Below are 12,857 nucleotides of genomic sequence, written 5' to 3'. Positions count from 1 at the left end.
AAGGGGAATCCCCTTGCCGCAACGTTCAAACACCGCGTCAGGGGCGTTATGCCTTGGCGCGGTGCCTCGGCATTCTCGCCCGATGAGACGAGAAGTCAAGCAGAGACGTGACCAACGCACTAATGAGAGAACGAATTCGAGACGAATTGCTATGGCGATTCGTTGATTTGTTACGTCTATTTTCAGGGACATAGCTAATGACCCCCTCCCAACGCCAGCCCGGAAACGAACTCTACCGAGCACTTGGCCGCTATCGCGGCACACTGCGCTCGGTAGGGCTGTTCAGTGCGGTTATCAATCTACTGATGCTAGTGCCGCCGCTGTATATGCTACAGGTCTATGATCGCGTACTGGCTTCCGGCAATACCACCACGCTAATGATGCTAACGGGCATGGCGCTGGGGCTGTTGGCGTTAATGGGTGCCTTGGAGTACATACGCAGCCTAGCAGTCATTCATATTGGCGAACGGTTCGATGAACAACTGGGGGAGCGGGTTTACGCGGCAGCCTTCGAGCGCGGGCTAAGCGGCCAGGCAGCTCAGGCGGGGCAAGCTACTCGGGATCTTGATTCGCTGCGCCAATTTATCACCGGCAACGCGGTATTTGCGTTCTTCGATGCCCCCTGGTTCCCGTTGTATTTGCTGGTGATGTTTATGTTCCACCCCTGGATTGGCTGCCTGGCGCTGGGGGGCGCCGTGGTACTGGTGGGCTTAGCGTGGCTGAATGAACGGCTTTCCCAGCCGCCGCTGCGTGAAGCAGGCTCGTTTTCTGTACAGGCCAATGCCATGGCGGAAGCACAATTGCGCCATGCCGATGCCATCGAGTCGATGGGTATGCTGTCGGCCTTTACCCGCCGTTGGTCGCACCTACACGCTGGCTTTGTCGCACTGCAGGGGCTGGCCAGCGAGCGTACCGCTCTGGTTACCGCTATCTCCAAGAGTCTGCGCGTCGCATTGCAGTCACTGGTGCTAGGGTTGGGCGCTTGGTTAGCGATTGGCGGGCAGATCAGCCCTGGCACGATGATCGCGGGCTCTATCCTGATGGGCCGTGCGCTCAGCCCCATTGATCAGGTCATCAATGCCTGGCGGCAGTGGTCATCGACACGGCTGGCTTACCAACGCTTGGGTAACCTGCTAACAGCACACCCGGCCCGCCAGCCAGGCATGGATCTCCCTGCCCCGCTGGGCAAGCTTAATGTGGAGCCGGTGAGCGCCACGCCGCCCAGCGGAAAAGTACCCACGCTGGTTCAAGTGGGCTTCCAATTGGAAGCAGGCAGCGTGCTCGGTGTTATCGGGCCTTCGGGGTCAGGCAAATCTACTCTGGCCAAACTGCTGGTGGGTGTTTGGAAGCCGAAGATCGGCACCGTGCGTCTTGATGGTGCCGATATCAAGAGCTGGAACAAAGTGCTACTGGGGCCACATATCGGCTACCTGCCTCAGGATGTCGAGCTGTTTGCAGGTAGTGTGGCGGAGAATATCGCCCGCTTCAGCGAACCAGACCCCATGAAGGTCGTCGAGGCCGCTAAAACGGCTGGCGTACACGAACTGATTCTGGCACTCCCCAATGGCTACGACACCTATTTGGGAGACAGTGGAGTCGGCCTTTCGGGCGGGCAGCGCCAGCGTATTGCCCTGGCCAGGGCGCTCTACGGCCCCCCGGCGCTCGTTGTGCTGGACGAACCCAATGCAAGCCTTGATGACGCCGGAGAAAAAGCACTCTTGGAAGCGTTACAGCGACTGCGCGAACGCCACGTTACGGTGGTGCTGATCACCCACCGCCCTCAGGTACTCAAGGCCACCTCTCACTTGCTAGTACTACGTGAAGGCCGCCTGCAGAAGTTCGGCCCCACTGAAGAGATATTGCAAACCCTGAGCGCTGCCCGCCCAGCGGCAGCACCTGCCAATGGCGCGATGGCCAGCCCGTATGCGCAAAGCGCTTATACCTACGGCAATGTTTCCATCAATCGTCAGGAGCAGCGCGCATGACCCTTCGCGATATCTCACAGGCGCCGCCTGCTGCAAAACCATACACCTCCTCAGCAACACCCGACTGGCAAGCACTCGCCATGCGCCGCAAGCGACGACCGCTACGTATAGGAAGTTGGCTACTACTGGGAGGCTTAGCACTGTTTGTGGCTTGGGCAGCCTGGGCACCGCTGGATAATGGTATCGCGGTACCGGCGACAGTGGTCGTCTCCGGCAATCGACAGGCGGTCGAGCATCCAACCGGCGGTATTGTTGAGCGGCTTTGGGTACGTGAGGGAGAACAAGTGGAAGAAGGTCAGCCGCTGATCAGCCTCGATACAACACGGCTGCAAAACGAGACAAGCGCGCTGCGACTGCAGCGGGCTTCATCATTGGCTGAAACTGCACGCCTGGAAGCGGAACGTGATCACCTTGATACCTTTATCACCCCGGCAGAGCTCGCTAACAGCGGAGATATCGCCATCGAAACGCTACTGACCTTACAGCGCCAACTGTTCGCCAGCCGGCGTAATGCGTTGTCAGCCGAACTCTCAGGGATCGACGCTAACCTGGAAGGGCAGCGAGCAAGGGCATCGGGCCTTATTTCCTCGCTGGCTCAGCAGCACATTCAGCTGTCAGTCCTGGGAGAGCAGCGCAATAACCTGCGCGAATTGGCGACCGACGGCTATATTCCTCGTAACCGGCTGCTAGAGATTGAAAGTAGCTACGCTCAGCTGCAAGGCGATATTGCTTCGGCCACCGGCACTCTGCAGCAAACGCGGCGACAAGTCGATGAATTACAGTTACGGCACACCCAGCGCAATGAAGAGTCTCAGCGTGATGTGCAGGATCTACTCGCCCAAGCACGCTTACGTACCCAGCAGTTGGCTGCTCAACTCACCAGCAGTGAATTCGATCTGGCCGACGCCCAGATACGTGCTCCCCGCTCGGGAACGGTTGTGGGGCTGACGCAGCATACCGAAGGCGGTGTCGTTCAACCCGGTGCCCTACTGATGGAAATTGTACCCCGCGGTGAACCCCTATTAGTCGAGGGACAACTACCCGTTGAGCAGATTGACCAAGTTCACCCTGGCCTTCCGGTTGAGCTTGCGTTTACCGCTTTCGAACGTAGCAGCACACCACGCATACCCGGAGTTGTCAGCCAAGTTTCCGCCGACCGGCTTACCAATGAACAGACGGGGCTGCCTTATTACCGACTGTATGTCGAAGTATCCGCCGATGACCTCTCACCCTTGGGAAGCCAACCGCTCAAGGCGGGTATGCCGGTCGAAGCATTTGTACGCACCGGCGAGCGTACGCTGCTCAACTATATGTTCAAGCCGCTGCTGGACCGCGCACGCACAGCCTGGGGGGATGCATGATCCGAACAGTATTACTTCGATATCGTACTTGGCTGTTGATCACTTACCTCTGCTGGCCTCTCAGCGCATTCGCTCTAGATTTTCGTAATACCTATGAACTAGCCAAACAGCACAACCCAGGTTGGCTGGCTGCACAGAGTGAAAGTGCAGCAGGGCAACAGGAGCGAGCCCTGGGCCGCTCAGCGTTACTACCCTCACTCAGCTATCGCTACTCACGGGCCGAAAACTGGTCGGAGGTGCTGCAGGAAACACCGCTAGGCACAACCACAAACGATATGAATTACTCCAGCTACTCGTCGGCCTTCACGCTGACACAACCCCTGCTGGATGCTGCAGCTTTCGCCCGCTATCAAGCAGGCAAGGCACAGGCCGAAGCCGCTGAGCTAACACTTGAACGCGCCCATCAAGCACTTGCTGTTCAAGCCCTACAGACTTACACCGGGGTGCTTTACGCAAACGACGATATCGAGCTGGCTGAAGCCCACCTACGTGCCCTGCAAGAAGAAAATGAACGCAGCCAGCGCTTTATCGATTACGGTGAAGGCACCCGTACTGACCAACTGGAGATTGCCGCTCAGTCACGCTTGGTGGAAGCTCAACTGATCGAAGCCGAAGATCGCTTGAACGACGCCCGCAATGAACTGCACGCTCTGACCGGCACAGCAGCCCCACCTGCTTCACTCGCCCCACTGCAGGCCGGTCAGCTAACCCATAATGTGCAAACCACCCAGGAAAACCCAGTGCTATCTCTGGAACACTGGCACGAACTTACGCTCGCCCATAATCCTGAACTAGCCGCACAGCGCAGTCTATTGGAAGCAGCACGGCACCAATTGCATCAGCAGCGTGCCGGACATCTGCCGAGTGTGCGCTTGTACGCGCGAAGCCAGATATCCGACTCCAATTCAGAAAATATGATTGGGCAACGTTACGACACCGACAGCATTGGCGTTGAGATTAATCTACCGCTCTATTCAGGCGGCCGGGTTGTCGCTGCTAGCCGCCAGGCAGATAATACCTATGAACAGACGCGTCACGAGCTAGATGCCGCAACAGTAGCGCTACTCAATGATGTTGAACGCCAATACCGTCTAACCCGTAGCAGCCAGCAACGCATCGAGGCCTATCTATATACCGTTGCCGCCGCAACAGAACGCCTGGAAGCCACGCGTAAAAGCATTCTCGGCGGTGAGCGCACCAATCTGGATGTGCTAAATGCCGAGCGTGAACGTTTCGAGGCACTACGCGATCTATCTCGCGCGCGCTATGATTATCTGCTGGCTTGGTTAACCCTACGCTGGCAGGCTGGCGTTCTGGATAATGGTGATATTGACCAGATCGCAGGGTATTTCGCGCCATGAAAAGCGGTTATACAACGAAGGAGCCGGGGGTGACGCCAAAGCGCTTCCAAAGAAAAGCCTCAATGCTAGTACGCGGACTGTGGGTTGCGATCGCAGCGCTGAGTTTTAGCATCGGTGTACTGGGCATTTTTTTGCCCTTACTTCCCACCACCGTGTTCATGCTGATCGCCGTTTACTGCGCCTCTAAAGGCTCGCCGCGCTTTGAGGCATGGATTCGCTCAAGGCACTATGTTGGCCCGCTACTGGTTACCTGGGAGCAAGAGCGCGCTATTCCACGGCGCGCAAAGCTAGCAGCCGTTAGCATGATTGCATTGAGCGGGCTAATCACCGTCTGGACTCTTGGCCCTGGCTGGCGGAGCTTAGCCATTATAGTGATACTAATAATAGTGGCGGTGTGGCTAGCAACCCGGCCGGAACCATCTTCTTCGAAATAACCAATACCTAACTACTCTGACTGCGTAGCTGGCGTTAATGCCTCGCCATTGGCGTATTTCATCCACGTTTTTGCTAAGTGTTGACGCAGTACCTGCCCCACCTTGACGGCATCCCGCGCCTCTAGTGCCGACATAATAGCTTCATGCTCCTCCATCGCTTTCGCCCACTTTTCTTTTTTATCGTTGGAAAGGTAGCGCACTCGGTAGAGCTGGCGGCTAAGCGTGCCGTGCATATCGATCAGCGTTGCGTTATTCGACAGATACACAATTCTGTTGTGTATCTCCTGGTTGAGTCGAAAATAGTTTTGCTGATCACGGCGTAAAAAGGCTGCTTTCATCTCAAAGTGCAGCGCCTGCAGTTCGGCCAAATCGTCATTGGTGGCGGAAACACAGGCAAGCTCTGCCGCCGCTTGCTCAAGCACACTCAATACATAAAGCTTTTCTTGCATGTCGGCGGGACTGACCTCTGCGACGACCGCACCTCGATTGGGTGAGATTACCACCAGCCCTTCTGCCGCCAGGATTTTTAACGCCTCCCGCAGTGGCGTGCGCGAAACTTGAAGCTCAACTGCCAATGTTCGTTCGGGCAGGCGCTGCCCTGGCTGAAAATGATCCATGACGATATGTTCGCGCAAGTAGTGCGCGACTTTTTCGACAAGACCTGGCGAGTGAGGCTGGGCTGTTTCCTGCATGGGCGTATTCACGTAGTGAGCAATCGTCAAGAATGGCATACCAAAATATTCCTTACAAATTAAATGGCGTTATTAGCCATTTTTTTAATTCATAAATATCAAACAGATAAATATAATAAGACGCATTGCAAGACCAAAGTATAAGCACCCATCAATTGACCTCCAAAATGGTATACCACTACATTCCACACACATAAGTATCGCGTTACTGGTCGCGATAGCACATTTACACAAGCACGCGTCCGCCATAGCAGACCGTTCGGCAAAGGGAATACCCGCACCTTATGAACTACTTACAACATTTTCAAACAGACAAGGTAGTGGAGGCCTGCATTGCGGGTGCAGGCGACTTTGGCCGAGGAGTGCTACGTCAGGCACGTCAGATGAAGGGGCTGTCGGCGCGTATTGCTATCGACATTAACCCTGAAAAAGCCGCTGAGGCCTTTCTTCATGCGGGAATTGCGAATGAAGAAATAATGGTATGCCATTCTGAGCAAGACGCTCAGCGCGCATGGGAAAAGGGTTATTTTATCGCAGCGGCCTCTTTTGACACCGTTAAAGAGCTGCCTTTCGATATTTTAGTCGAGTCAACCGGCATTCCCGATGTGGGTGCACGCTTTGCAGAAGCCGCCCTGCTCGCTGGAAAGCATGTCGGCATCGCGACCAAAGAGACTGAGTCAGTCGTGGGGCCCTATTTAACACGCTTAGCCTATCAAAAAGGCCGTTTGTTCACGCCGTTAGACGGTGACCAGCCTAGCCTGCTCATTGGCTTGCTAACTTGGGCCGACACGCTTGGCTTTGAAATTATTGCTGCCGGCAAAAGCAGCGAATATGACTTCATTTGGGATGAAGCCAGTGGCACCGTCACCTGTAACGGCACGCCGTTTTCAGCCCCAGACTTGCATGAGCTGTGGGAGCTACCGGCAGGCCGTGAGCGCGAGGTAGTAGCGGCACGGGGCAAAATGCTGGTCGCAATACCGCAAATTTCAGTCCCCGACCTATGTGAAATGGTCAACGTTGCCAATGCCACAGGGCTAAGCCCGGACCGGCCTGAGTTTCACGCAATGGTGCTTCGCACCTCGGAAGTACCCTCGCTGTTGGATCTCCAGGCTCAGGGCGGAGTATTGGAAGGACTAAAACGGCTAGAAGTATTTAACTGCCTGCGGCGCCCGGATGAGCTGAGCTTTGCGGGCGGTGTATTTGTAGTCGTGCGCTGCGAAGACCCGCACGTGTGGACTCTTTTGCGTGATAAGGGTCATGTGCTCAGCAGCAACGGCAACAGCGCCATGATTTATCTGCCTCGTCATTTGCTGGGCCTTGAAGCACCGATTTCTTTATTAGACGTGGTCATTAATGGGCTTACTTCCGGCGGCGGACATGCCACAACGCCGAAGTTCGATTTAACGGCCCGGGCAACGCAGCCTATTAAAGCGGGACAATCTCTCGAGATGCGCGGCCACCATCGACACATAGAAGGGCTGCGTCCTGAAATTCATCCTGCAGCGCCACTGTCTTCAGCCGCTAAAGTACCGTTTTATCTACTGCCCGGGGCGCAAGTTATTCGCGATATTGCCCCAAATCAACCGATTACTCTAGCAGACGTGGCGCTACCCGCCTCAACGTTAAAGCAACTGCGCGAAAAGCAAGATCAGATGTTTCAGCAGGGCATATCTGCACCCAGCGCCTCTGTCGTTAGCACGCTCGACTAACCCTCCCTCACGGGACTAAAAAAGCAATAAAAAACATACTGGAGAAACACTATGTTTACCAAGCGCTCGTTTACCAAGCTCTCGATCACTAAGCACACGTTAAAAATGGCTACTCTCGGCGTAACTCTGGTTAGCTGCGCTACCACGGTCAGCGCTGACGACGCCGCAGACTACCCCACCAAGCCTATCCAGTTTTTGGTAGCGGCAGGTGCCGGCGGCGGCACGGACAACTTTGCTCGCGTGGTCCGCCCCATGTTTGAAGAAGCCCTCGACGGTGCGCGCATTACGGTGATTAACCTTCCCGCCGCCTCCGGTGCGCTGGCCCACCAGCGTACTGCCAACGGCGCGCCAGACGGGCATACCCTGGACTTCGCTTCCACGACACTGGTCACATCACTGGCGGCAGGGCAAAACCCCATCGGGCTTGATCAACTGACTCCCGTGGCGCGCCTGCAGTCAGATGTGATGGCGCTGTTCGTTAATCCTGAGCGCTACCCGGATTTTGAATCGTTCCTGGCGTATGCGAAGGAAAACCCCGGCAAAGTGACCGTGGGTGGCACACACACGGCAAGCCCTGATCACGTTGCGTTTCTTGCCCTACGCGATGCCTCAGGCCTGGACATGAACTTCATTCCTTACGACAGCACCGGCAATGCCACGGCCAACGTTCTGGGCAATAATATTGATGCCACAACCACCTCGCTGAGCCCACTGCTGAGCTATATGGAAGCGGGTCAAATGATGCCGATTCTGGTGTTTAGCGATGAGCGTCTGTCTGACTATCCGGATGTGCCGACGACCGTAGAGCACGAGTGGGATCTAACCGATGGCAACGATCGGGCAATTTTTGTTCACGCGGATACGCCAGAACCGATTCTTCAGCGCCTGGAAGAGACGTTTAAAAGTGTTTACGACTCTGAAGAGTACCAATCTTACGCCGAGCGTGTGAATTTGGACTATCGCGATGGTTGGATGGGCAGCGATGAGTACCGCCAGCGTCTTGAACGTAACTACGAGCTCTACTCACGGTTACTGAGCAACGACTGAATAGAGCAAGGTGAAGGCAGGCGAATCACTCGCCTGCCTTCCAACACTCACTGACACAGTCGGGCGCTTAGCATGCCCGTCACGTCATTGTCCCTTCGGGGTTTATCATGCACGCCAGGATTACCGTTTTTGCCTCCGCTGTAGTGCTTCTCGCACTGGTCAGCTTAGCGCCTACCCTTCAGTTCCCCAGCTCCGCTGAGGTTTCTACCTTTATTGGCCCGCGCGTATGGCCTCTCTCGCTGTTAATTGCGCTGCTTGGATTGGGTGGCGCGCTGCTCTTCATAACGTGGCGGGATCAACGCAATGGAACGGCCGCTGAGGATGAGCAAGAGATAACCTTGACGCCTCAAAGCAGAAACTTAACGTTTGCTTCCACCCGTCACTGGTGGCTGATCGCGACGACCATCGTCTACACATGGCTCATCGGTGTCGTTGGTTTTCTCATCGCTAGTATTGCGTTCACGTTGGTATGCACGCTGCTACTCGGGGCACGCTCCTGGCGCACAGTGCTGATCACCATCGTTATCGCCACGCTGCTGATGCAGGGCGTTTTCGTCATGCTGCTTGGCATCCCTTTATGACACACCCCATTCGCATGCCGGTAACGTCTATCGCTGCCTGAGCTAGGAGTTAATGATGCTAGAAAGTTTTCTAGGCGGGCTGGCCGTGGTGATGCAGCCACTCAACCTGCTATTACTGACGTCTGCCGTATTTATCGGCTTTATCGGCGGTGCCCTGCCCGGTATCAGCGGCGTTATCCTGGTGGTTATCCTGCTACCCGTCACTTACGGTATGGAACCGACGACCGCGTTTATGGTGCTCACCGCCATCTACGGCGCAACGGTATTCTCCGGGCTCATTACCGCCATTCTTTACCGCGCCCCCGGCACGCCTGAAGCGGTCATGACGGCCTTTGACGGCTATCCGATGACACAACAAGGCCAAGCAGGCAAAGCGCTTGGTATTGGCGTACTTAGCTCTGCCATTGGTGGCTTAGTGGGCACTATTGCGCTCATTATCTTTACCCCTATGCTGGCGAAGCTGGCGCTAAAATTTTCCTCGCCGGAGTATTTTGCCCTGGCGGTATTAGGCCTAACGGTGGTGGCATCCTTGGGTGGCCGGCTTATCTACGGCTTGATTGGCGCTACGTTGGGGCTGTTTATCGCCACGGTGGGTATCGACCCGCTGACCGGCACTAGCCGCTATACGTTTGATAATCTCAACTTGATGGAAGGAGTGGGCCTCATTCCTATGATCGTGGGCCTCTTCGCTGTTTCTGAGGTCATGAAGCGCTCTCTGGATCAAGATACTCATCAGCCGCTGACAAAGGTTAAAGTCAAAATCTTTGACCTGCCTATCCTGCGCCAGATCGGCACCACGCTAACGCGCTCGTCTATTATTGGCGTGATCATCGGCATTCTGCCCGGCATTGGGGCCAGCACGGCGGCAATGGTGAGCTACAGCGAAACGGTGCGCTGGTCTAAACACCCAGAAAAATTTGGTAAAGGGGCGCCCGAGGGCATTGCCGCGCCAGAATCGGCCAATAACGCTGCTGCCATGGGCGCCTTAGTACCGCTGTTTGCTTTGGGCATTCCCGGCAGTGGCACAACGGCAGTGATCTTGGGTGCGTTTATCATGCACGGCCTTCAGCCTGGCCCTATGTTTATGATGACGCACAGTAGCCTGATCTATGCCGTCTTTGCAGGCCTGTTTATCGTCAACTTTATGATCCTGCTATTTTCCAAGCCATTTATCATTCTGTTCACTAAACTGTTGAACGTGCCCTACTCCGCGCTCGGTCCGATTATCATCATGTGCTGTATTGTGGGCACCTACTCAGTGCGCAACTCGATGTTTGATGTTTGGCTGATGCTCGGTTTTGGCGTGATGGGCTATCTGCTTGAGAAACTCAAATTCCCCCTGGTATCTATCATTTTGGGCTTAGTGCTGGGGCCGATAGCAGAAAGCGAACTACGCCGAGCGCTGTCGATGTCACAGGGCGATATTGCAATCTTCTTTTCTCGCCCTATCAGCGCCACTCTGCTGGCTATCGCGGCGCTGCTGCTTGCGGTGACAGTCATCACCCCATTAATTAAGCGCGCGCGCCTGAAAGCCGCCACGCCCTGAACCCTGACGACGGAAGCGACGTATGACAATCGTATTAGGCGCCATTGCAGACGACTTCACCGGGGCTACCGACCTCGCCAATAATCTAGTGCGCGGCGGCATGCGCTGTCTGCAGGTGATCGGCGTACCGCAGCAAGCGCTCGACCTTGCCAACGTCGATGCCGTGGTGGTGGCGCTGAAGTCGCGCTCCTGCCCGCCAGACGAGGCCGTCGCCGACTCACTGGCGGCCCTCTCCTGGCTACGTGAGCAGGGCGCCAAGCAGCTGTTCTTTAAGTACTGTTCAACGTTTGACTCCACCGACCAGGGCAATATCGGCCCGGTGGCCGATGCGCTGCTAGACGCCTTAGGGGCGTCTCAGACCGTCATGGTGCCGGCGTTTCCGGTTAACGGCCGCACGGTCTATCAAGGGCACCTGTTTGTAGGCGATCGCTTGCTCAACGATAGCGGGATGCAGCATCACCCGCTAACACCGATGCAAGATGCTGATTTAGTACGTGTGCTCGCTCGCCAGACAGCACATCCGGTGGGTTTAACCAACCGCGCCGTGCTAGCCAAAGGAGCTGACGCAACGCGTGATCATTTATCCGCCCTCGCGGAGCAAGGCATTCGTCATGTGATCTGCGACTCGTTAGACGAGCAGGATCTCAGCGTGCTGGCAGAAGCCACCGTATCGCTACCGTTAGTCACCGGTGGCTCTGGGCTAGGACAAGCATTACCGGCTCAGTACCGCGCCCAAGGCTGGCTAGATACGATTACCGAACCGGGCCGTTTACAGCCGTCCTCAGGCAGCTCATTAGTGCTCTCGGGCAGCTGCTCACGCGCAACTCTGGCCCAAGTAGCGAATTTCCTGGAACGCCAACCTGAGGGCGGCTTTGCGCTTGACCCGCTATCGTTGGCTGAGGGGGACAAACAGTGGGAGCAGGCGCTGGCCTTCGCCTTTGAGCGTTTGGAGCAAAATGCCCCTGCGCTGATTTACGCCTCGGCAGACCCTGATAAGGTTAACGCCGCTCAGCGAGCCTTGGGCATCGAACGTGCTGGGCAACTAGTGGAAAAAGCGCTGAGCCAGCTAGCCGTCACACTCGTCAACGAAGGCGTTGGGCGGTTGCTGGTCGCGGGCGGCGAAACCTCGGGCGCGGTGGTCTCTGCACTGGGTATCACGACGCTGCGCATCGGTGAACAGATCGATCCTGGCGTGCCATGGACCCAGGCGCCCTGGCCCGGCCGCGAGGCACCGCTCTCGCTGGCACTTAAGTCAGGTAACTTCGGCGGAGTGGACTTTTTCACCCGGGCGTTCGAGGTGCTGGCATGAGCACACACGATCAGAACACTCAGCGAGAACAGATCAGCACGCTGGGTAAATCACTGTTTGATCGTGGTCTGACCATGGGGTCCAGCGGCAATATCAGCGTACGGCTAGCCGATGGCGGCTGGCTAATGACGCCCACTAATGCCTGTTTGGGGCGATTGGATCCGGCGCGAATTTCTCACTTAGATCAACACGGCCAGTTACTCAGCGGCGACACGCCCACTAAAGAGCAGTTCCTGCACATGGCGATGTACGCAGAGCGCCCACAGTCCGGCGCTATTGTGCACCTGCACTCCACCCATTCGGTGGCGGTCTCGTGCCTGCCGGAAGTGAATCCGTGTGACTGCATTCCACCGCTCACCGCCTACTACGTTATGCGCGTGGGCAAGCTACCGCTGGTGCCTTACCACATCCCCGGCGACCCCAAGCTGGGCGATGCCGTGCGTGGTCTAGCGGGCAAACACAGCGCAGTGCTGCTCGCCAACCACGGCCCGGTAGTGGCCGGCAAGAATCTGGAAGCGGCAGTCTACGCCACGGAAGAGTTAGAAGAGACTGCCAAGCTTTTCTTGCTACTTCGCGGTGAAAATCCACGGGGATTAACGCAGGAGCAAGTCGCTGAGCTGGAAGCCCGCTTTCCAAGAGACTAAATCGGCACCTTATCGATCGAGACCACCTCGTGTAGCCCCATAAACGAGCGAATCTGGCGCACGCCGGGCAGGTAAAGCAACTGTTCGGCGTGCAGTCGGTTGGTAATCCTGAAACAAGCAGCGTCGAAATTGAAAGTTGATTAGACCATGTGTCACTTAACTTTTGCGTAGAGTGTGAAGTGATACAA

At 56.1% G+C, this 12,857-nt stretch carries 11 protein-coding genes; 10 read left to right on the top strand and 1 reads right to left on the bottom strand.

All coding sequences use genetic code 11. The features are described 5' to 3' along the window. Nucleotides 1-197: 197 nt before the first annotated feature. The 4 genes from CIK78_RS04150 to CIK78_RS04135 all read left to right on the top strand — a co-directional run bounded on the left by CIK78_RS04150 (nt 198) and on the right by CIK78_RS04135 (nt 5,141). Nucleotides 198-1,985: a type I secretion system permease/ATPase gene (locus tag CIK78_RS04150; protein ID WP_096277498.1), complete on the top strand. Its 1,788-nt coding sequence runs from the start codon at nt 198-200 to the stop codon at nt 1,983-1,985. Then, a complete protein-coding gene (locus CIK78_RS04145; RefSeq protein WP_096277495.1) occupies nt 1,982-3,346 on the top strand; it encodes an HlyD family type I secretion periplasmic adaptor subunit in 1,365 nt (454 codons plus the stop codon). Before CIK78_RS04150 ends, CIK78_RS04145 begins: the two co-directional genes overlap by 4 nt. Continuing rightward, nucleotides 3,343-4,707, top strand: a complete 1,365-nt coding sequence (locus tag CIK78_RS04140; RefSeq protein WP_096277493.1) for a TolC family outer membrane protein — start codon at nt 3,343-3,345, stop codon at nt 4,705-4,707. The genes CIK78_RS04145 and CIK78_RS04140 overlap by 4 nt, the downstream gene beginning before the upstream one ends. Before the next feature lie 62 nt (nt 4,708-4,769). After that, the gene (locus CIK78_RS04135) at nt 4,770-5,141 is read left to right on the top strand and encodes a YbaN family protein (protein WP_096277491.1); all 372 of its coding nucleotides are present in this window, start codon (nt 4,770-4,772) and stop codon (nt 5,139-5,141) included. Between the two features lie 11 nt (nt 5,142-5,152). Here CIK78_RS04135 and CIK78_RS04130 read toward each other — a convergent pair whose 3' ends face one another. Next, nucleotides 5,153-5,872 (bottom strand): GntR family transcriptional regulator, encoded by a 720-nt coding sequence (locus tag CIK78_RS04130; RefSeq protein ID WP_226938568.1) that lies wholly within the window; start codon nt 5,870-5,872, stop codon nt 5,153-5,155. Between the two features lie 245 nt (nt 5,873-6,117). Here CIK78_RS04130 and CIK78_RS04125 point away from each other — a divergent pair, with 245 nt between their 5' ends. The 6 genes from CIK78_RS04125 to otnC all read left to right on the top strand — a co-directional run bounded on the left by CIK78_RS04125 (nt 6,118) and on the right by otnC (nt 12,669). After that, complete coding sequence (locus tag CIK78_RS04125; protein ID WP_096277489.1) at nt 6,118-7,542, top strand: flagellar biosynthesis protein FlgA; 1,425 nt, start codon at nt 6,118-6,120, stop codon at nt 7,540-7,542. Nucleotides 7,543-7,593: 51 nt separating this feature from the next. Further along, a complete protein-coding gene (locus CIK78_RS04120; protein ID WP_096277487.1) occupies nt 7,594-8,589 on the top strand; it encodes a tripartite tricarboxylate transporter substrate binding protein in 996 nt (331 codons plus the stop codon). Between the two features lie 107 nt (nt 8,590-8,696). Beyond that, on the top strand, nt 8,697-9,170 hold the full coding sequence (locus tag CIK78_RS04115) for a tripartite tricarboxylate transporter TctB family protein (RefSeq protein ID WP_096277485.1): 474 nt from the start codon (nt 8,697-8,699) through the stop codon (nt 9,168-9,170). A gap of 55 nt (nt 9,171-9,225) precedes the next feature. Next, nucleotides 9,226-10,716 carry a tripartite tricarboxylate transporter permease gene (locus CIK78_RS04110; protein ID WP_096277483.1) on the top strand — a complete coding sequence of 497 codons (1,491 nt, stop codon included), beginning with the start codon at nt 9,226-9,228 and terminating at the stop codon, nt 10,714-10,716. Between the two features lie 22 nt (nt 10,717-10,738). Next, a complete protein-coding gene (gene otnK / locus CIK78_RS04105) occupies nt 10,739-12,025 on the top strand; it encodes a 3-oxo-tetronate kinase (protein ID WP_096277481.1) in 1,287 nt (428 codons plus the stop codon). Further along, nucleotides 12,022-12,669, top strand: a complete 648-nt coding sequence (otnC, locus tag CIK78_RS04100; protein WP_096277479.1) for a 3-oxo-tetronate 4-phosphate decarboxylase — start codon at nt 12,022-12,024, stop codon at nt 12,667-12,669. Before otnK ends, otnC begins: the two co-directional genes overlap by 4 nt. The last annotated feature ends 188 nt before the right edge of the window (nt 12,670-12,857 follow it).

It is taken from the genome of Halomonas sp. JB37 (assembly GCF_002332255.1).
In the GTDB taxonomy this organism is placed as follows: Bacteria; Pseudomonadota; Gammaproteobacteria; order Pseudomonadales; family Halomonadaceae; genus Vreelandella; species Vreelandella casei.
Note: the sequence above shows the minus strand (reverse complement) of the source record. Positions and strands in the feature narration are given on the sequence as shown.